The following is a 19,407-nucleotide window of genomic DNA, read 5'->3' as shown; positions in this document are numbered from 1 at the left end:
ACATCCCGTGATACCGACCAACGAGCAAATCGCTGCCTTGATCCGCGAGGACAGCGTACACAAGAGCGTCTACACCGACCCGACCCTGTTCAAGCTGGAGATGGAGCGCATCTACGGCAATGCCTGGATCTACGTCGGCCATGAAAGCCAGGTCAAGAACCCCGGCGACTATCACACCACGCGCATCGGCGATCAGGACGTGATCATGGTGCGCGGCGCCAACCAGCAGGTCAGCGTGCTGTACAACCGCTGCCCGCACAAGGGCGCCAAACTGGTGGCCGACGGTGACGGCAGTGTCGGCAAATTTTTCCGCTGCCCGTATCACGCCTGGACCTTCAAACTCGATGGCCAGCATCTGTCGGCGCCGCTCAAGAGCGGTTTCGAAGGCACCTGCTACGACCCCAGGCATCCGGATTTTTCCATGGTCAGCGTCGCCCGCGTCGAGACCTATCGCGGCTTCGTGTTCGCCAGCCAGGCGGCCTTCGGACCGGACCTGAAAGCGTTTCTGGGCGGCGTCATCACCTCCATCGACAACCTGTGCGACCGCTCACCGGTCGGTGAGGTCGAGGTGGCCGGCGGCATCTTCCGTGTTCAGCAGCGCTCGAACTGGAAAGTGTTCTACGAGAACCTGCATGACACCATGCACGCCCGCGTGACCCACGAATCGTCGGTAGACGCTGCGCGTGGCGAAGCCGAAGCCATCGGTGAAATGCCCTTCGAACTGCTGATCATGGACGGTAACGGCGAACCCTACGACTTCTGGGAAAAGCTCGAACTGCGCGCCTACCACAACGGCCACGGCTACATGGAAGCGATCTTCGACCCGGCCGCCGCCGAGCGCGACGAGGTCTCCCGCGCCCACTTCGAATGCCTGAGCCAGGCCTACGGCGAGCAGCGTGCCAAGGAGATCCTGGGCATGAATCGCCACAACACGGTGATTTACGGCAGCGGATCGCCGCACACGGTGTTCATGCAATTCCGGGTCATCCGCCCCATCGCCGTGGACCAGACCATGGTCGAGATCCAGACCTTCCGCTGCAAGGGTGCTCCGGATGCCGTGTTCGACCGCGCGCTGACCTATGCCAACGTCATCAACTCGCCCTCCTCCAACGTGATGCCCGACGACGTCGAAGTCTATGCCCGCTGTCAGGAAGGCAACATGACCCGCGGTGGCGAGTGGATCAGCATGCACCGCTACGCCGGCACCGATAAGCCGCTGGAGGACGGTGCAGTGTCCACCAACGGCACCAGCGAACTGCCGATGCGCAACCAGTTCGCCGCCTGGAAACAGTTCATGACCGCCACCCTGATTGCCAAGGAAAGCACCCATGCTGCTTGACCGCCGAATCGACGTCGACACCCGCCAATTGACCCCTGCCCAGGTCCCTGCCGAGACCCTGCGCCAGATCGAGCAGTTTCTTTATCAGGAGGCGCGCCTGCTGGATGAGCGGCGTTTCTGGGAGTGGGACAAGCTGTTCACCGACACCGGCATGTATTGGGTGCCGCACAAACACGAGCAAGCCAACCCGTTCGACCATATCTCGCTGTTCTGGGAAAACCGCATGCTGCGCGAAGTGCGGATCCGGCGAGTGGAAAACGCCCGCAACTGGTCCCAGCAACCGCAGACCCAAACCGCGCACCTGGTCGGCAACGTGATGGTCGAAGGTCTCGACGCCCAGGGCCTGCTGGTGGTCAGCGCCAGCTTCCAGTACAGCGAATGGCGCCTGGAACAACGCCAGCTCGCCGGTCGCTACACCTATAAGTTGGCCGCCCTGGACGAGGGTGGCTGGCAGATCCAGCTCAAGCGCGTGGATCTCATCAACTGCAACGATGTGTTCGCCAACCTCGAGGTATTCGTGTGATGAACGCGCCGCTGGTGATCGCCCTGCACTATCAGAACGACGTGTTGCACCCCGAGGGCAAGATTCGGGTCGGGCTGGGGGCCGATGACAGCGTGCGCGCCGCGCTGCTCGATGCGGCCGGTCGATTGCTCGCCGGCGCACGCGCCAAGGGCTGGCCGATCGTCCACGTGCGCGTGGCGTTCCGACCGGACTACGCCGACCTGATCCAGAACGCGCCGATCCTGCGCACGGTAGCCACCCTTGGCGCTGTCCGGGAAGGCAGTTGGGGCGCGGAGTTCCTCAGCGCTCTGGCCCCGCTGAACAGCCGCCACGAGTTCGTCGTCACCCATAACCGGATCAATGCGTTTTATGGCTCACCGCTGGAAACCGTGGTGCGCCGGTTCAATCCCTCGCACTTGTTGATCGCCGGCGTGGCGACCCACTCGGTGGTGGAAAGCACCGTGCGCCATGCAGTGGATTGCGGTTTCGAGGTGACGGTCGCAGCGGATGCCTGCGCCAGCGCGGACAGTGGCGCACACACGGCCTCACTGGCGAGCATGGCGCTGATCGCCCGTATCAGTCACGTCAACGAAGCTCTGGAGGACTGGTCATGATGCTCGAAGGCAAAGTGGCGATTGTGACCGGCAGCACCCAGGGGCTGGGGCTGGACATCGCTCGGCAGCTGTTGGCTGAGGGTGCCCGGGTGATGCTGGTGGGGCGCAACGCCGACAGTGGTCAGGCATTGGCGCAAGCGTTGGATTGCGGGTTTTGCGCCTGCGATGTGGAGCGCGACGAAGACATCGACGCGTGCATCGCTGCCACGCTGGCCCGCTTCGGCAGGCTCGACATACTGGTTAACAACGCTTGCCTATACGCCGATCAGGGGCTGGCCTCAGACCGCGCACAGTGGCTGAAAACCCTGAACGTCAATCTGGTGTCGGCGGCGATCTTTACCCAGAAGGCCGCCGTGCATCTGCCCAGCGGTGGCGTGGTGATCAACATCGGCAGTACCGGCGGCAAATTCGGCGCAGCTGGGCGCGCGCTCTACCCCGCTTCCAAGGCCGGCATCCTGCAACTGACGAAAAACCTGGCCATGACCCTGGCCCCGGAGCAAATCCGAGTGCTGAGCGTATCCCCGGCCTGGACCTGGTCGCCCAGCGTCGCCGAGTTCAGCGATAACGATCCGCAGCTGGCTGATCGGGTCGGGGCGCCCTTTCATCCGCTCGGGCGCATCGGTCGGGGTCATGAGATCGGCAGTGTCGTGGCCTTTCTGTGCAGCGCCGGTGCCGGCTGGATGACCGGTGTCGACGTGCCAGTGGACGGCGGCTTTTCGATTCTCGGGCCAGACCGCGGTGTGTCGCCGCGCGTGTGGTTCCAACAACACCGTGACAGCCAATAAATCTGATAACCGAATGAGGTAGATGACATGGGCAAGATGATTGAGATCCGGGCAACGGACAGCAACGCCACGTTCAGCGGTTACCTGGCCCTGCCGGCCAGCGGCAAGGGCCCCGGGGTGGTGATCGGCCAGGAGATTTTCGGGGTCAACGCCAACATGCGCGCCGTGGCCGATTTCTATGCCGAAGAAGGCTATGTGGCGCTGGTGCCTGACCTGTTCTGGCGCCTGCAACCGGGCATTGACCTGGGCTATACCGAAGCCGATTTTGCACTGGCCATCGACCTGTTCCAGCGCCTGGATGTGGACAAGGCCGTCACTGACATCGACGCCAGTTTCAACGCCCTGCGTGCACTGCCTGAAGTCGAAGGCACAGGCCTGGGTTATGTCGGCTTCTGCATGGGTGGCAAGCTGGCCTGGCTGACTGCCACGCGCACCGATGTGGCCTGCGCCGTCGGCTACTACGGCATGGGCATCGAACACCTGCTGCACGAATCGGAAAACCTCAAGGGCCGTTTGGTCCTGCATTTTGCCGAAAACGATGGCTACTGCGACGCCAGTGCCCGAGCCCGAATCAGCCAACACCTGGCCGGCAACGACAAAGCCGAAATCTACGTGTACCCAGGTGTCGACCACGCCTTCGCCCGGGCCGGGAGCTCACACTACGACAAACCGGCCTCGCTGATGGCCCATGAACGCAGCATCGCCGCCCTCAAGCGCGAGATCGGCCCCCACTTCAACCTGTCAGCCCTGTGGGAAGACCACATCCGCCACGAGTTCGAGACCCGCGACGTACCTGCCACCATGGCGACCATGGTCGCCGAGCCCTACGTCAACCATATTCCCACCATGACCGGCGGCGTCGGCGCCAGGGAACTCAGCCGCTTCTACCAACACCATTTCGTCCACGGCAATCCGCCGGACATGAAGCTCATCCCTATCTCCCGCACCATCGGCGCCTTGCAGATCGTCGACGAATTCATCATGTGCTTCACCCACAGCACCGAAATCGACTGGATGCTGCCCAACGTGGCACCGACCGGGAAGTACGTCGAGATTCCGATGCTGGGGGTGATCAAGTTCCGAGGGGACAAGCTGTACCACGAGCATATCTACTGGGATCAGGCCAGCGTGCTGGTGCAAATTGGCTTGTTGAACCCTGAAGGGCTCCCGGTGGCCGGGGTGGAAACGGCGAGAAAGCTGTTGGATGAACAACTGCCGTCCAATACGTTGATGGGGCGCTGGACGCAAAGCGAGCAATAGAGACCGCATGAATGCAAAAGGCCGATCTGTCACTCAACAGATCGGCCTTTTTTTCATCCGTCTAAACGTCAGACATGCTCACTGCTTTTCGCATGCACCGCATGTGGCTCGCCATGTCCGTGGTCCACCTCAACCACCGGAATTTCCTTGCCATCGCAGTCGTGAAGCTTTCCGTCGCTGAAGTAATCCCCTTCGCGCAACGCCGCCAGATCCTGATAACGCAGCACTCGCTCGGTACCGGCCGCAAACACTGATTGCTGGTCGGAGTTACCGGCGGTGAGATGGTTGAAGGTCAGGTTCAGCACGATGGCCATGATCGCCGAAGAACTGATGCCCGAATGGAAAATGGTCGCGAACCAGCTCGGGAAGTGATCGTAGAAGCTTGGTGCCGCGATCGGGATCATGCCAAAGCCAATCGAGGTAGCGACGATGATCAGGTTGACGTTGTTGCGGTAATCGACCTTGGACAAGGTCCGAATGCCGCTGGCCGCGACGGTACCGAACAGCACGATGCCGGCGCCACCCAGTACGGAGGTCGGTACGGCGGCGATGACCCGGCCCATGAATGGCAGCAGGCCCAGGATCACCAGGAACAGACCGCCAGTGGCCACCACGTAGCGGCTCTTGATGCCGGTGACCGCCACCAGACCGACGTTCTGGGCGAAGGCGCTTTGGGTGAAGGATCCGAAGATCGGCGCGAACATGCTCGACAGCATGTCGGCGCGCAGGCCGTTGCCCAGGCGTTTGGAGTCAACCTTGGTGCCGATGATCTCGCCGACGGCCAGAATGTCCGCCGAGGTCTCCACCAGCGTCACCATCACCACGATGCACATCGACAGAATCGCTGCGAAGTGGAAGGTCGGCATGCCGAAGTGGAACGGCGTCGGGAAGCCGAACATCGGGCCCTGGGTTACGGACGAGAAATCTGCCATACCGAGGAACACCGCGATGATCGTACCGACGACCATGGCCAGCAGAATCGACAGGCGGGAGATGGTCGCACTGCCGACCTTGCTCAGCAGCAGAACCAGCACCAGCGTGACTGCCGCCAGACCGATGTTCGCCATGCTGCCGAAGTCCGGCGCATGACTGTTGCCACCCATGGCCCAGCGTGCTGCCACCGGCATCAGCGTCAGGCCAATCGTGGTAATTACGATGCCGGTGACCAGCGGCGGGAAGAATTTTGTGATCCGCGAGAACACTGGCGTAATCAGCAAACCAATCAGGGACGCCGCAATCACCGCCCCCAGAATCGACTGGAACCCGCCCTCCCCGCCACTGCTGACAATCGCCACCATGGTCGCGACGCCGGAGAAGGACACGCCCTGTACCAGCGGCAATTGACAACCAAAAAACGGTAAACCCAGGGTTTGCAGCAACGTTGCCAGCCCCCCCGCAAACAATGAAGCAGCAATCAACAAACCGATGTCCGCCGGCGAGAGCCCGGCCGCCTGGCCGATGATCAATGGCACCGCGACGATACCGCCATACATGGTCAGAACATGTTGCAGGCCATAAGCCATATTCGCGCCGATCCCAAGATTTTCGTCCTCGGGCCGTTGGTGTGAAACATGGGGCGTTTTCATGGAGGGGGTTCCCTGGTTTTTGTTATGCGCACACTGTATGCAATAGTCAGGACAAATGTCTATAGAGTTGTATACAACTTATCAGTCACAAAATGGATACCTGGCCATTTCCGCCTGACACCCACTCTCCTGGCCCCGCCAAAAAACCTTGAAATACATCCCTCGCTGCCCACCCCCGGGTGCTGGCTAGTCTTCTGAATTCCTGGCGACCATCGGTAAGGCCCGCCCCTTCTATATACATATAAAGTATGCATAATGAAGCCATTCGAAATTCAGTTCCACAAGGCCAAGAACGCAGCCAACAAACTCAAGCACCAAGGCATCAGCCTCGCAGAGACTGAACCGGTATTCCATGACGAACGAGCGCTGACCATCGAGGACAACCACCATGATGAACAACGCTGGATCACCCTGGGGCTGGATGCCAAAGGCCGATTGCTGGTCGTTGCGTACACCCATCGCGATCCGAATTTCGTTCGAATCATTTCCGCGCGCGTCGCCACCAAAAGCGAGCGCCGTCAGTATCTGGAGGCATGACCGATGAAAGACGAATACGATTTCAGCAACGCCAGGCGCGGGGCCGTGGTGCCCGCCAAAGGCAAGACCCGCATTACCATCATGCTTGATGACGCCGTCATCGAAGCCGCCCGCGCCCTTGCAGAAAACGAGGGGTACGGCTACCAGACGGCGATCAACAATACGTTGCGCCGAGCCCTGCTCAACGAAGGCAAGACCGCACACCTGAAAAAAACCCTCACCCCTGCCGAACTCAAGGGCCTGGAGCAGAAACTGGCAGAGGCCTTGCGCGAAATCCAACGGGTGATGGAGCCGGGTGTCCGGCCCTGAAACACCAAGGGCCGATCAATCGGATCAGCCCCATGCGATGTCCAGGATCAGCCAGCTACTGCGGCGCTGCAATCAATCGTTGCAGAGTTCGCGCCAATTGCGCCTGTTCCGGTACGCGAATGCCGAACTCGCTGCCCAGCAGGCCAATCAGTTCCTGCACGTCCGTCACCTCCCGCCGCTCGCTGTCGTGGCCAATCCGGTGAATCGCGAAGCTGCCATTGTTGAGCGTACGCCGCCAGCCCTCCCCGGTGCGCGCCACCATCAACTGCTTGACGAAAGACGATTCGGGGTGGGTCGAGACGTACCAGTTGCCCACCGCAAAATCGATATCTTCCTGGCGTTGCAGGTCGAAGATGTACATCGCTCGCCATTCGCCCGCAACATTGGCGCGCAGGGTAAAGCCGTCGACGTGCAGGTCGATGCGATAAGGCTCGTGCGGGGTGGGTTGTTCGGCGCGGGTATCGAGCAACAGGGGCGCGGTCGGCACCATGCCGCCGAAGCCGACGTCGGTGATGTAGCGCACGTCATCGATGATGACCAGGCTCAGGCGATGGGTCCGGGCAGTCCAGGCGCCCTCCGGCTGGCCCATCACCACCCGGCCGCTGATGGCACGGGCGTCGAAACCCAAATCCTGAAGCAAGGCCAGGAACAGGTTGTTGAGTTCGTAACAGTAACCGCCACGACCATCGTGCAAGACCTTCTGCTCGATGGACGGCAAGTCGATCAGCACCGGCTCGCCGGATAACGTGGTGAGGTTTTCAAACGGGAAAACGCCGGTATGGCGCAGTTGCAGTTGGCGCAAGGTTTCCAGGGTCGGTGCCGCAGGTGCATCGAAGCCCAGGCGTCGCAGATACAAAGCACGGTCAGTCAGGCGTGGCTCGCTCATCGTTCAATCCTTTTGCACGCAAGCGGCGGATTAATCCGCCAGTGGCCGCTATGTATACGGGATCAAGCACTGTCGCCGACAATTGATTTAGCCAATCGCCTTGTGCGGATAATGCGCGCAGGCTATTGACGTTGAACGAAGCGATCCGCAACTTCTTCCTGAACGGGCACTCCTAAGGATGAGGTGCCTCCCCCACTGCGGCCCAGTGCCGGTTACGGTCAAGTCCGCGCCACTCGTCATCCGGTCGGCACCCACCGCGCGCCCCTTCACACCAACATCAGGTAACGACTCATCCCAGGAGACGACCATGATGAACATCAGAATGACTTCGCTGCTCTTGGCCGGATGGTTGTCGGCGACGGCCCTGGCCACTTTTGCGGCGTCCGGCGATAGCCCTGGCGCGCCCGGTACGGCACCCGGCGCAACCCGCAACTCAACCCTGCTGCCAGACAACAACCGACCCAGCGATCCCTCGGGCAACAACCGCGGCAGTCGCGGCCCCAGCACGTCAAGCGGCAGCACCGGCGTCAATGGTCCGGGCAGTGGCGCGGGCGGTGGCACCGGAGCACCCGGTGGCGGAACCGGCGGAGCTGGCGGCGGAACGGGTAGCTGGACAGGCAAAAGCCGCCAATGACCTGCAGTCATTGGCCGCTTTTTGTCGCCTGAGGCTTACATCGGCTTGACCGCCGGCGGGTTCCATTTGCCATTCAACGCCTCGGTTTTCGGGCTGTACAGACGCATGGTCAGGTTGAACGGCCGCCAGGCCCGGGAGACGAACCACCGGCGGAAAAAACTTCAACGGTCGGAACGCATCAACGCCTCGACACCGCCAGCCATCGACAACGTTGCCACGCGGTTTCGCCCCGAATGCTTGGCCTGATACAACGCCGCATCCGCCCGCTCGACGAACACGTCCATGCTGTCACGCCCCGACGGCACAAACGAATAGCAACCCAGACTGACCGTCACGTAACCGTTGGGCGAGCCGGTGTGATTGATGTGCTTGTCGATGACGCTGCGGCGGATCTGCTCGGCAATCGTCATGGCGCCATGGATGTCGGTGTCCGGCAGCAGCACCGCAAACTCCTCACCGCCGTAACGCACCGCCAGATCGGTCTTGCGTTGACAGCAACTCTTCAGCGCGCGTGCCACTTCGGCCAGGCAATGATCCCCCACCACATGACCGTAGGTGTCGTTGTAGCGCTTGAAGTAATCGATATCGAGCATGATCAGGCTCAAAGGGCTGGCCTGCCGGGCGCCGCGCCCGAACTCGATGCCCAGTGCCCGCTCGAACAATCGGCGGTTGGCCAGCCCGGTCAGGCTGTCGTGAGTGGCGATCAGCTCCAGCGCTTGCTGGGCCCTGCGCAAATCCGACTCGACCCGCTCGCCAACACGTACTTGATGAAGGAACCCCCACCCGAACAACCCCACGCCCAGCAACACCAGGGCAACGATGAGACTGGAGCGAAACGCCGTGTCGTACCAGCCTGCAAGAATGGCATCAGTGGACGACGCAGCGGCGACCACCAGCGGATACGCCTCCAGCTGTCGGTAGCCGTACATGCGAGTCACACCATCGATGGTGGAGGTGAACAGCGCATTGCCGGAGGTGGCCAGTGGCAGGAACTTCTGGAAAATCTCGCCCTGGGCCAGCGACACGCCGATCTGCGCCTCTACAAAAGGTCGACGCGCCAACAGCGTGCCATCGGTCAAGCCGAGAAACATCGAGCCGTTGTCGTCGAGGCTGAAACTTTTGAAGAACTGGTCGAAGTACGACATCTTGATGCCGGCCAGCAACACGCCCTGGAAATGCCCGTTCCTGTCGTTGACCCGTTTGGAAATCGGAATGATCCACTCGCCGTTTTCCCGACTGCGGATGGCCGGGCCGATATGTGCCACCGACGATACGTTCTGCTGGTGATACTTGAAGTACTCACGATCCGCGACCCCGGCACCCCGGGGCAGGTTTTCAAACGAGGTCACCACCCACTGCCCCTTCTGGTCGAACAGCAGGATGCCGTGCAACTGATCCAGCGCCAGCACCCGCCGGGCGAAAGTCTGCTGCAAGCGTGGCCGTTGGACCGGGCCGAAACCGTCGACCTGAATCCAGTCCACCAGACTGGTCAGCACCAGGTCGGCCTTCATGAAGGTGTCTTCGGCTTGCTGCGCCATGGCGCGCGTCAGGTTCGAAGACGCCACTTGCGCCAGGCTCAGGTCGTGGCGACGGGACTGTTCCAGTTGCAGGTAGAGCAAACCGCACAGGCACAGACACACCGTGGCAATGAACAATACCGCGGCCTTGCGCAGCGGTATGCGTTTCAATGCGACGCCAGGGGCGTGTTCCGGGTCGTTAAAGCGAGTGGGCAAAAGTTCATCCTGTCGGGGGGCAAGGCATGGGCATCGAGCTAAAGCCCTCAGTCTTTGTGGGCCGTAGTTTACGGGGTTATCCGTGATAAATGGGCGACCACTTGCCCAGTGGTCGCGCTGGCCCGGCGGTGCTGGCCGAGCACAACGTCCACACCCTGCTTGTGCTGCAATCATGACCCAGGGCAAGTGCTACCTGCGCGTCAACGAGCTACGATTAGACTGACCTCAATACAGGGAATCGACATGAGCAAGGCAGACGAACTCGCCGCAAAATTGAAACAGACACGGCTGACCAGCGCGGATCAGGCGATCGATGGCTGGCCGGGCCAGGTCTACGAACTGTATCAACGGATAGAGGCCTGGCTGCTGCCCTTGACCGAAGCGGGCCTGGTCCTGCGGCGCAACCCCACCCACGTGTTCGAGAGTCACCCCGATGGCGACGCTTACGACTACGCCATCGACCAGTTGGTGATCACCGGCAACGAGCACAGCATTACCTTTGACCCGGTTGCACGCTTCACCGCCGATGGCGAGGGGCGGGTCGAGATCCACACGACAGGCAACGAACTCGCCCTGTTGCGTACTGTGGACGAGCACGGTGAAACACACTGGTGGCTACAAACGATCGAGCAGGCCACCGCGCAGCTGGACGCGATAGCGCTGACGGAAAGCGATCTACTGGCAGTGGTGCAACAAGGGTTGGAGCTTTAGGGGGGTTGCCGAAGCACTCACATAAAAAAGGGTGCTCCAGAGGCTAATACACACGAAACCTGTGGGAGCGAGCCTGCTCGCGATAGCGGACTGTCAGTCACATTACTTCTGAATGTGCCTCCCTCATCGCGAGCAGGCTCGCTCCCACAAGGATTGCAGTGTTCAAACCCTTGACTGATCGGCATTACGCCCCAGAGGCGCCCTTTCCGGTCTTTGGTTACTGTTGGTTCCGCCCCGTCACCACCAATGGTATCTCTGCGAGACGCAAGTCCAGAGCCGGTAACTTCGTAGGCTGACTCAAGCCCTGCAACACCCTGGCATCGTAATCATAAATGTCGGGCTTGAACGTCACCCGCCCGTCATTGCTCAGGTCCACGGTCCAGTAAGCCAACAACACCGGCACTTTCACCGGCAGCAGGACGTTCTCGGTCCTGCCATTGGCCAGCTGCTTCTGGATGCCGGCGCTGTTCCAGCGCACCGGGTCGTTGAACAACAGCTCGACCAGTTGCAAGGGGTTTTCCACGCGGATGCAGCCTGAACTGGTGGCTCGAACCGTTTTGGCAAACAGTTCGCGGTGCGGCGTGTCATGCAGGTAAATCGCATAGTCGTTGGGGAAACGGATCACCACCTGCCCCAGCGAACTGTCGGGCCCGGCATCCTGACGCAGGTGGATGCCGCGTGGGTTGCTCCAGTCAACGTCCGACGGATCGAGCACATTGCCTTCGCGATCGAGCACGCGAATCCGGTTGGCCGCCAGATAGCCCGGATCGTTCTGGACTTTCGGAATCACGTCCTGCTTGAGGATGGTCGGCGGCACGGTCCAGGTCGGGTTGAACGTGATGTAGGTGATTTCGGCCTGGAACACCGGCGTACTGCGCACCGGTTTACCGACTTGCACCCGCGAACGCCAGATCGGCAGACCGTCGCGGTACATCGCCACCTTGTAGCCGGCGATATCGACGATCACGAACGTGCCCTGAAGCTTGTACAACAGCCACCGGGCGCGCTCCATGTTGACCCGCACCTGATCGATCCGCGCCCCGACCGGCACGTTCAGCGCCGCCAGCGTCGCCGCCCCCGCCACACCATCGACCCCCAGGTATTGTTCGGTCTGATACTTCTTCACCGCGGCAATGACCTTGTCGTCGTAACCGGCTTTTTTCGACAGGTGCGCATCCAGGTAACCGCCCGCCACCAGACGCGCACGCAATTGTGCGACCGCCACCCCATCCATGCCGGGCTTGAGCGATTGCCCTTCGGTCACTTTCGGCCAGCCGCCCGCAGCGTGCAGCTGGCGCAACCGGGCCAGGCCTTCACGCAAATTGCGGTAAATCTCTTCCTGAGGCGGTGCATCGGCGAATGCACGCGCCACGTCGTGGGCATCGAGGGCGGCAAACAGATTGTTCATGGCCTCGTGGGCATCGCCGCCGGCAGGATCGAAATTCCAGTGAATGTCCAGTCGCGACGGATCGACTTTGCCCTGTCGCAGTTGCAGCAGCGCGGTGATGAACGTGCGGGTCGCCGCCATGTCGAACATCGCCCGTTGCGCCGTGGAAGGCACGGCGGCCAGCAGCGATTCATGGGCTTGCGCCAGTTCGGTGATGCGGAAATCCGCCGGATTCAGGCCATCGATCCGAGTGTCTTCAAGGCTCTTGAGCAACTGGGCCACATCACGATCATCCGTCCACGCGGCGCGATAGTTGCGATGCATATAGAAATCCAGCACCACCCGGCTGACATCCACACGCTGATGGCGCCTGGAGGTGAGCAACGGCGGAAAGGCCGATCGCAGCGGCTCCAGCGTCGCCTGAATCGCATGGCCGACCGCATCGCCGGGCGTTGCGGCATCGATTGTGCTGCTCGCCACAGATACCGGCTCAATCGGCGAAATTTGCCCAAACGCCGCACCGCTGATCAGAAAGCCCATAAAAAACATGCGGCTTATGACGAATGACCTTGTTAACTGCACCATGGATAATCCTTAATCCCCCGTTTCAAACGACTGGCTTTCCGCTCGCTGCTAGCTAGACTCGAAATTATCATGATGAGACCCGACTATGGCGCTAAACCGCTTTGGCCTTTTATTTGCCATTTTACTGACGTGCCTTTCAGTAACGTCAGCCTACGCCGATTCGCTTGAAAACGCGCTGGTCAAAGCAGCACCCGGTGCCGACGCCAAAGTGATCGCCCTGGCCGTTCGTGCCACCCAATGCAGCCGTGCCCAAGGCGTCGCCCCCGCCCAAAGACTGGCGGTGATCGATTACTCCCTGCCCTCAACCGAACAACGCCTGTGGGTCTTCGATCTTAAACGGCGCAAGTTGCTGTTTCACGAACTGGTCGCCCATGGCCGCAACAGCGGTGAAAACATGGCCACGCTGTTCTCCAACCGCAACGAAAGCCACGCCACCAGCCTCGGCCTGTTCCGCACCCAGCAAAGCTACCGCGGCCAGAACGGTTACTCGTTGCGCATGGAAGGCCTGGAGCCCGGCTTCAACGACAACGCCTTTGACCGGGCCATCGTCATTCACGGCGCGCCCTATGTCAGCCCGGTGCTGGCCCGTGCCAATGGCCGCATCGGCCGCAGCCTCGGCTGCCCGGCCGTCAGGCCGGCGATTGCCCATCGGCTGATTGATTCGATGAAGGACGGGCAGTTGCTGTTTTCCTACTACCCGGACCAACGCTGGCTGAAGTCCTCTTCCTACATCAACTGCGGCGGCGACACCGTGGCCTCAAGGGAAAAGTCCACTTCAAGCCAGAAAACGACGTCCAACCTGTCAAAACTGTAATCTTCGCCTCAGCCTGCTGAAAGCACCGCCCGCTAGACTAGTCGACAAATTCAACAGGCTGACGGGCGGAACACACGGCATGCACTCCCACACTTCAAGACGCACCTTCGTCAAAAGCCTGGCCATCGGCGGGCTCTTCGGCGGCCTCGGGTTATGGCGCACGCCGGTCTGGGCGATCAACAGCCCCGGCGAACCCCAGGTGTTGGCCGGTCATGATTTCGAACTGTTCATCGGCGAATCTGCGGTCAACTTCAGCGGCAATCCGCGCACCGCGATGACCATCAACGGCGGCATCCCCGGCCCACTGCTGCGCTGGCGTGAAGGCGACACGGTAACGCTGCGGGTGCGCAACAGACTCAAGGACAGCACGTCCATTCACTGGCACGGCATCCTGCTGCCAGCCAACATGGACGGCGTGCCGGGGCTGAGCTTCAAGGGCATCGAGCCCGGCGGCATGTACGTCTACCAGTTCACCGTGCGCCAGAACGGTACCTACTGGTATCACAGCCACTCGGGGTTTCAGGAACAATCCGGCGTCTACGGCCCGCTGGTGATCGACGCCAAGGACCCGGAGCCGTTCCAGTACGACCGCGACTACGTGGTGATGCTCAGCGACTGGACCGACGAAGACCCGGTCGGCCTGATGAAGACCCTGAAAAAACAGTCCGATTACTACAACTTCAACAAACGCACCGTGGGCGACTTCATCCACGACGTCAGCGAAAAGGGCTGGGGGCCGGCCGTCGCCGACCGCAAAATGTGGGCCGAGATGAAGATGAACCCCACCGACCTGGCGGACGTCGGCGGCGCCACTTACACCTACCTGTTGAACGGCCAGGCACCGGATTCGAACTGGACCGGGGTGTTCCGCCCGGGGGAAAAGCTGCGGCTGCGCTTCATCAACGGCTCGGCCATGAGCTACTTCGACGTGCGCATCCCCGGCCTGAAAATGACCGTGGTCGCCGCCGATGGCCTGCACGTCAAACCGGTGAGCGTCGACGAGTTTCGCATTGCCGTGGCAGAAACCTTCGACGTTATCGTCGAACCCACCGAAGCGGCCTACACCCTGTTCGCCCAAGCGATGGATCGCACCGGATACGCACGCGGCACCCTGGCGGTGAAGACAGGACTGGTAGCGCCGCTGCCGCCACTGGACCCGCGCCCCCTGGTGACCATGGATGACATGGGCATGGGCGGCATGGACCACGGCAGCATGGCGGGCATGGATCACAGCAACATGGCCATGGGCGACATGCCCGGCATGCAGTCGCACCCGACCTCGGAAACCGACAACCCGCTGGTGGACATGCAAGCCATGTCCACCTCACCGAAACTCGACGATCCCGGCATGGGCCTGCGTAATAACGGGCGCCGCGTGCTCACCTATTCCGACCTGCGCAGCACCTTCGAAGACCCGGACGGCCGCGAGCCTGGCCGCACCATCGAGCTGCACCTGACCGGCCACATGGAAAAATTCGCCTGGTCGTTCAACGGCGTGAAGTTCTCTGATGCAGAGCCCCTGCGCCTCAAGTACGGCGAGCGGCTGCGGATCGTGCTGGTCAACGACACGATGATGATGCACCCCATCCACCTGCATGGAATGTGGAGCGACCTTGAAGACGAGAACGGCCAGTTCATGGTGCGCAAACACACCATCGACATGCCACCGGGCTCCCGGCGCAGCTATCGGGTCACAGCCGACGCGCTCGGCCGCTGGGCCTATCACTGCCATCTCCTGTACCACATGGAAATGGGCATGTTCCGTGAAGTTCGCGTGGAAGAATGAGGCGCACCCCATGATTCGATTCACCCCGTTTTTTTTAGCACTCGCGACCTCAACGGCGATGGCCGCCAGCGATGACATGCAAGGCATGGATCACAGCCAGATGGACCACGGTCAGATGCAAGGCATGGATCATAGCCAGATGGACCAAGGCCAAATGCAAGGCATGGACGACGGCCAGATGCAGCCCGCCGCACCCAGCGAAAGCCGTACGCCGATTCCGGTGCTGACCGATGCCGATCGCGCGGCGGTGTATGCCGATCCCGCCGGTCACCACGTACACGACAGCACGCTCAATTCATTTTTCCTCGCCGACAAACTCGAGTGGCAGGACGCCGATGACGGCAGCACCCTGGCCTGGGATTTGTCCGGTTGGGTTGGCGGTGACATTGATCGCCTGTGGCTGCGCTCCGAAGGTGAACGCACCAACGGCGTGACCGAAGACGCAGAAATCCAGGCCCTGTGGGGCCACGCCATTTCCCCGTGGTGGGACGTCGTCAGCGGCGTGCGCCAGGACTTCAAACCCGGCGCCCCGCAAACCTGGGCCGCGTTCGGCGTGCAGGGCATGGCGCTGTACAACTTCGAAGCCGAAGCCACGGCCTTCATCGGCGAAGGCGGCCAGAGCGCCGTGCGGCTGGAAGGCGACTACGACATCCTGCTGACCAATCGGCTGATCCTGCAGCCGACCGTCGAGGTCAACGCCTACGGCAAAAACGATCCGCAACGGGGCATCGGTGCGGGCCTGTCCAACACCGAGGCTGGTTTGCGCCTGCGCTACGAAATCCGCCGGGAGTTCGCGCCCTACCTCGGCGTGACCTGGAACCGCACCTACGGCAACACCGCCGACTACGCCAACGACGAAGGCGAGGACCGCAGCGAAACCCGCCTCGTGCTCGGTGTTCGGCTGTGGTTCTGAACAGACTCACCCCAAACCAACAACAACCGCTTCAAGCGGTAAAGGACCTTGCATGCGCATCATCAAACCCACCGCCGTCGCTATCGCGCTGCTCAGCGGCCTGCTTATTAGCACCCTCGCTCAAGCGCACCCCAAACTGCTCGCCTCCACCCCAGCGGAAGGCGCAGAAGGTGCGCCGCCCGAGAAGATCGAACTGCACTTTTCCGAAAACCTCGTCACCCAGTTTTCCGGCGCAAAACTGCTGATGACCGAAATGTCCGGCATGGCCCACGCCCCGATGCCGGTCAAGGCCAAAGTCAGCGGCGGCAGTGATCCGAAAACCATGCTCATTATCCCGACAACACCCTTGACTGCCGGCACCTACAAGGTCGAATGGCGGGCGGTGTCGTCGGACACCCATCCGATCACCGGCAACGTCACCTTCAAAGTGAAATGATCGATGAGCGACTCGGCCAACGTCGTGCTGCGGTTTGTGTTGTATGTGGATTTGATGCTGTTGTTTGGCGTGGCGCTGTTCGGACTCTACAGCTTCAAAGGACAGGAACGGCTATCCGGGACGGTGCTGCCCTTTCGCCGATTGTTGACGGCAACAGCCGGGCTCGGCGCACTGCTGTCCATCGCCGGCATGGTGCTGATGGTCCGCGCCATGAGCGGCGAATCAGACGTTGCCGAGTTGCGCCCTCACCTCGAAATGATGCTGTTCGAGACAGACGTCGGATTGGCCTGTGCTGTACGGATGATTGCATTAGCGGTCGCGGGTGTGGCGTTGATGCTCAACCCACGCGCACCCGGCATCAGCCTGGTGATCGCCGCCACCGCCGGCGGCATCGCCCTCGCCAGCCTGGCCTGGAGCGGGCATGGCGCCATGGACGAAGGCAGTCGCCGTTTCTGGCACTTTACTGCGGACATCCTGCACCTGTTGACGGCGGGTGCCTGGCTCGGCGCGTTGCTGGCGTTTGCCTTGATGGCGCAAACCCGGGCCCTGCAAACCGAAGCTCACATACGGTTGCTGGCTCGCGCGGTCAAGCGATTCGAATCTGTTGGTGCGCTGATCGTTGTGATCATCACCGTGACGGGCGTGGTGAACTACCTGTTCATCGTCGGGCCGAAGCTCGATGAGGCTTTACTCAGCCATTACGGAATTCTGCTGGCGATCAAGGTGCTGCTGTTTGCCGGGATGCTGGTGTTGGCGGCGCTGAACCGCTTTCATCTTGGCCCCTTGCTGGAGCGGTCGTTGCGAAAGGGCCAGTATCGCGCGGCGGCCCATGTACTTCGGCGCAGCGTGGTGGTGGAAATGGCCGCGGCGGTATTGATTGTGGGGCTGGTGGCGTGGTTGGGGACGTTGAGCCCGGAAGTGGAAATGAGCAATCTTTAGGCAGCGTGATTTTTCACAACCGTGAAAGTTTCACTACACTCTCCGCTTGAAAACCACTCCAGCCCAAAAGCCCGATAACAATGAAGAAAATCAAAAGAGCAATGATGCTCGGCGGCTTGCTCGTACTCTCCCTTGACGCCCAGGCAGAACCGTCGCATCTGGACAGCGTCATGCAACAGGGACAACTGCGCGTTTGCACCACCGGCGACTACAAGCCCTACACCCTCAAAGCCGAGGACGGCGAGCATTCCGGCATCGACATCGCCATGGCCCGCGCCCTGGCCGACAGCCTTGGCGTCAAGGTCGAGTGGGTGCCCACCACCTGGAAAACCCTGATGCCCGACATGCTCGCCGGCAAGTGCGACATCGCCATGGGCGGCATCTCGGTCACCCTGGAACGGCAGAAAAAAGCCTTCTTCAGCAGCATCCTGGACGTCGACGGCAAAATCCCGTTGGTGCGTTGCGAAGACCAGGCGCTGTACCAGACCGTCGAACAGATCAACCAACCCTCGGTTCGCCTGGTCGAACCCGCCGGCGGCACCAACGAAGCGTTCGTCCACGCCCACCTGCCCAAGGCGCAATTGCAGTTGCGCGACAACGTGAGCATCTTTCAGGAACTGCTGGATAAAAAAGCCGACGTGATGATCACCGACGCATCGGAGGCGCTGTACCAGCAGAAGCTCAAGCCGGGCCTGTGCGCGGTCAACCCCACGCACTACCTGCAATACGGCGAAAAAGCCTACCTGCTACCCCGCGACGACATCACCTGGAAGCTGTACGTCGATCAGTGGCTGCATTTGGCCAAGGCGACGGGCAACTACCAGAAAATACTGCGCCAGTGGCTGGCGGTGCCTGACGCCAAGTAACGGATCGTTTTTGCTCACAAAAAAGGGCGCTCACAAAGGAGCGCCCTTTTTCATTGCGGACCGCGTATCAGTCGTCGTGCAGCAAACCTGAACCGTATTCGCCGAAGCTATTGCCGAGCGCACTGCCATGGAAACTCATCTTGTCGGGGTTGCTGTTGGTCGGCCCCGGGCCAAAGCCGGCCGGCTGCACCGAGTCGGTCGAATAATCGCTATGGGAGTTCACACCGGAACAGGCACTCAGCAACAAAGCAACGGCCATCAACGAGACTTTGACGAGGTTTGCGATCATTCTTTTATTCCTGTGGGTTGAGGCGCGGGGACATGACCTTTGGCGGTCAGCCTATGCCTCACTTCAACGACACATCATGAAACTTTTCGCCAAGTCAGCGTTGGTTCAGGAACCGTGCGCACCTGGCGATACCTCACCCCCACTGCCTTGCGGATCGACATTGTCCAATGCTCGATTCACCAACAACTCCCCCACCACCGCCAGTTGCTGAATCGACAGAGCCAAACTGCGGGTTGAACCTTCGAGCTTGCAAGCCAGGTCAGTGGTCAAGACGTTCAATGATGCAAGGGTTTCGCAGGCATGACACAGGAGCGTTTCAATATCGACGTTGGGAAGAATGGTGAACACATGGCAGACGGGATCAGCGTGATTCGGGTTTCGCAGACGTTTACTGACCACCCGCTGAGAGTCAGCGGATAGTTGAGCAAGATCGAGAGAATCGGAAGCCATTGCGGTTTCCGGAGGGTCAGGCGTTATCTTTTTCATCGTTTTCGTT

General features: G+C 61.0%; 21 protein-coding genes. 15 read left to right on the top strand and 6 right to left on the bottom strand.

Annotation, left to right across the window (positions count from 1 at the left end; translation table 11 throughout):
• Positions 1 to 7: 7 nt before the first annotated feature.
• From WHX55_RS10020 to WHX55_RS10000, 5 genes are read left to right on the top strand one after another with little or no spacing between them, the layout of a single operon-like run.
• A complete protein-coding gene (locus WHX55_RS10020; protein WP_150728326.1) occupies positions 8 to 1,339 on the top strand; it encodes an aromatic ring-hydroxylating dioxygenase subunit alpha in 1,332 nt (443 codons plus the stop codon).
• Positions 1,329 to 1,862, top strand: a complete 534-nt coding sequence (locus tag WHX55_RS10015) for an aromatic-ring-hydroxylating dioxygenase subunit beta (RefSeq protein WP_150759137.1) — start codon at positions 1,329 to 1,331, stop codon at positions 1,860 to 1,862. The genes WHX55_RS10020 and WHX55_RS10015 overlap by 11 nt, the downstream gene beginning before the upstream one ends.
• Positions 1,862 to 2,455: a cysteine hydrolase gene (locus tag WHX55_RS10010; RefSeq protein WP_151213220.1), complete on the top strand. Its 594-nt coding sequence runs from the start codon at positions 1,862 to 1,864 to the stop codon at positions 2,453 to 2,455. The genes WHX55_RS10015 and WHX55_RS10010 overlap by 1 nt, the downstream gene beginning before the upstream one ends.
• The gene (locus WHX55_RS10005; RefSeq protein WP_150755161.1) at positions 2,452 to 3,240 is read left to right on the top strand and encodes an SDR family oxidoreductase; all 789 of its coding nucleotides are present in this window, start codon (positions 2,452 to 2,454) and stop codon (positions 3,238 to 3,240) included. Before WHX55_RS10010 ends, WHX55_RS10005 begins: the two co-directional genes overlap by 4 nt.
• 27 nt (positions 3,241 to 3,267) lie before the next feature.
• Positions 3,268 to 4,500: a dienelactone hydrolase family protein gene (locus WHX55_RS10000; RefSeq protein WP_353742512.1), complete on the top strand. Its 1,233-nt coding sequence runs from the start codon at positions 3,268 to 3,270 to the stop codon at positions 4,498 to 4,500.
• 68 nt (positions 4,501 to 4,568) lie between these two features.
• On the opposite strand, the gene WHX55_RS09995 is transcribed toward WHX55_RS10000, so the two are convergent.
• Positions 4,569 to 6,086, bottom strand: coding sequence for a nucleobase:cation symporter-2 family protein (locus tag WHX55_RS09995; protein ID WP_353742511.1), 1,518 nt, complete (start codon positions 6,084 to 6,086; stop codon positions 4,569 to 4,571).
• Between the two features lie 255 nt (positions 6,087 to 6,341).
• Here WHX55_RS09995 and WHX55_RS09990 point away from each other — a divergent pair, with 255 nt between their 5' ends.
• On the top strand, positions 6,342 to 6,623 hold the full coding sequence (locus WHX55_RS09990) for a BrnT family toxin (protein ID WP_353742510.1): 282 nt from the start codon (positions 6,342 to 6,344) through the stop codon (positions 6,621 to 6,623).
• Positions 6,624 to 6,626: 3 nt separating this feature from the next.
• On the top strand, positions 6,627 to 6,932 hold the full coding sequence (locus tag WHX55_RS09985) for a BrnA antitoxin family protein (protein ID WP_150755164.1): 306 nt from the start codon (positions 6,627 to 6,629) through the stop codon (positions 6,930 to 6,932).
• 55 nt (positions 6,933 to 6,987) lie between these two features.
• Here the strand turns inward: WHX55_RS09985 and WHX55_RS09980 are convergent, their stop codons facing one another.
• Positions 6,988 to 7,818: an arylamine N-acetyltransferase gene (locus WHX55_RS09980; RefSeq protein ID WP_150728332.1), complete on the bottom strand. Its 831-nt coding sequence runs from the start codon at positions 7,816 to 7,818 to the stop codon at positions 6,988 to 6,990.
• A gap of 307 nt (positions 7,819 to 8,125) precedes the next feature.
• On the opposite strand from WHX55_RS09980, the gene WHX55_RS09975 reads away from it, so the two are divergent.
• On the top strand, positions 8,126 to 8,452 hold the full coding sequence (locus WHX55_RS09975) for a hypothetical protein (protein WP_353742509.1): 327 nt from the start codon (positions 8,126 to 8,128) through the stop codon (positions 8,450 to 8,452).
• Positions 8,453 to 8,613: 161 nt separating this feature from the next.
• Here the strand turns inward: WHX55_RS09975 and WHX55_RS09970 are convergent, their stop codons facing one another.
• On the bottom strand, positions 8,614 to 10,185 hold the full coding sequence (locus tag WHX55_RS09970; RefSeq protein ID WP_150728333.1) for a GGDEF domain-containing protein: 1,572 nt from the start codon (positions 10,183 to 10,185) through the stop codon (positions 8,614 to 8,616).
• Positions 10,186 to 10,428: 243 nt separating this feature from the next.
• Here WHX55_RS09970 and WHX55_RS09965 point away from each other — a divergent pair, with 243 nt between their 5' ends.
• The gene (locus WHX55_RS09965) at positions 10,429 to 10,896 is read left to right on the top strand and encodes a hypothetical protein (protein WP_353742508.1); all 468 of its coding nucleotides are present in this window, start codon (positions 10,429 to 10,431) and stop codon (positions 10,894 to 10,896) included.
• 217 nt (positions 10,897 to 11,113) lie between these two features.
• Here the strand turns inward: WHX55_RS09965 and WHX55_RS09960 are convergent, their stop codons facing one another.
• Positions 11,114 to 12,868 carry a L,D-transpeptidase family protein gene (locus WHX55_RS09960; protein ID WP_150759127.1) on the bottom strand — a complete coding sequence of 585 codons (1,755 nt, stop codon included), beginning with the start codon at positions 12,866 to 12,868 and terminating at the stop codon, positions 11,114 to 11,116.
• Positions 12,869 to 12,953: 85 nt separating this feature from the next.
• On the opposite strand from WHX55_RS09960, the gene WHX55_RS09955 reads away from it, so the two are divergent.
• The 6 genes from WHX55_RS09955 to WHX55_RS09930 all read left to right on the top strand — a co-directional run bounded on the left by WHX55_RS09955 (position 12,954) and on the right by WHX55_RS09930 (position 18,622).
• Complete coding sequence (locus WHX55_RS09955) at positions 12,954 to 13,682, top strand: murein L,D-transpeptidase catalytic domain family protein (RefSeq protein WP_150755169.1); 729 nt, start codon at positions 12,954 to 12,956, stop codon at positions 13,680 to 13,682.
• Between the two features lie 79 nt (positions 13,683 to 13,761).
• Entirely contained in the window at positions 13,762 to 15,468 is a 1,707-nt protein-coding gene (locus WHX55_RS09950; RefSeq protein ID WP_353742507.1) for a copper resistance system multicopper oxidase, read from the top strand.
• A 10-nt stretch (positions 15,469 to 15,478) separates the two neighbouring features.
• The gene (locus WHX55_RS09945) at positions 15,479 to 16,381 is read left to right on the top strand and encodes a copper resistance protein B (protein WP_353742506.1); all 903 of its coding nucleotides are present in this window, start codon (positions 15,479 to 15,481) and stop codon (positions 16,379 to 16,381) included.
• Positions 16,382 to 16,433: 52 nt separating this feature from the next.
• Positions 16,434 to 16,817: a copper homeostasis periplasmic binding protein CopC gene (gene copC, locus WHX55_RS09940; RefSeq protein WP_150755172.1), complete on the top strand. Its 384-nt coding sequence runs from the start codon at positions 16,434 to 16,436 to the stop codon at positions 16,815 to 16,817.
• Between the two features lie 3 nt (positions 16,818 to 16,820).
• On the top strand, positions 16,821 to 17,756 hold the full coding sequence (gene copD, locus WHX55_RS09935) for a copper homeostasis membrane protein CopD (RefSeq protein WP_353742505.1): 936 nt from the start codon (positions 16,821 to 16,823) through the stop codon (positions 17,754 to 17,756).
• A gap of 80 nt (positions 17,757 to 17,836) precedes the next feature.
• On the top strand, positions 17,837 to 18,622 hold the full coding sequence (locus tag WHX55_RS09930; RefSeq protein WP_353742504.1) for a transporter substrate-binding domain-containing protein: 786 nt from the start codon (positions 17,837 to 17,839) through the stop codon (positions 18,620 to 18,622).
• Positions 18,623 to 18,689: 67 nt separating this feature from the next.
• On the opposite strand, the gene WHX55_RS09925 is transcribed toward WHX55_RS09930, so the two are convergent.
• A complete protein-coding gene (locus tag WHX55_RS09925) occupies positions 18,690 to 18,911 on the bottom strand; it encodes a hypothetical protein (RefSeq protein WP_353742503.1) in 222 nt (73 codons plus the stop codon).
• A 105-nt stretch (positions 18,912 to 19,016) separates the two neighbouring features.
• Positions 19,017 to 19,397, bottom strand: a complete 381-nt coding sequence (locus tag WHX55_RS09920; RefSeq protein ID WP_353742502.1) for a DUF6124 family protein — start codon at positions 19,395 to 19,397, stop codon at positions 19,017 to 19,019.
• Between the last annotated feature and the right edge of the window lie 10 nt (positions 19,398 to 19,407).

Source organism: Pseudomonas fluorescens (assembly GCF_040448305.1).
In the GTDB taxonomy this organism is placed as follows: Bacteria; Pseudomonadota; Gammaproteobacteria; order Pseudomonadales; family Pseudomonadaceae; genus Aquipseudomonas; species Aquipseudomonas fluorescens_BH.
This window is presented reverse-complemented; position numbering and strand designations above follow the sequence as displayed.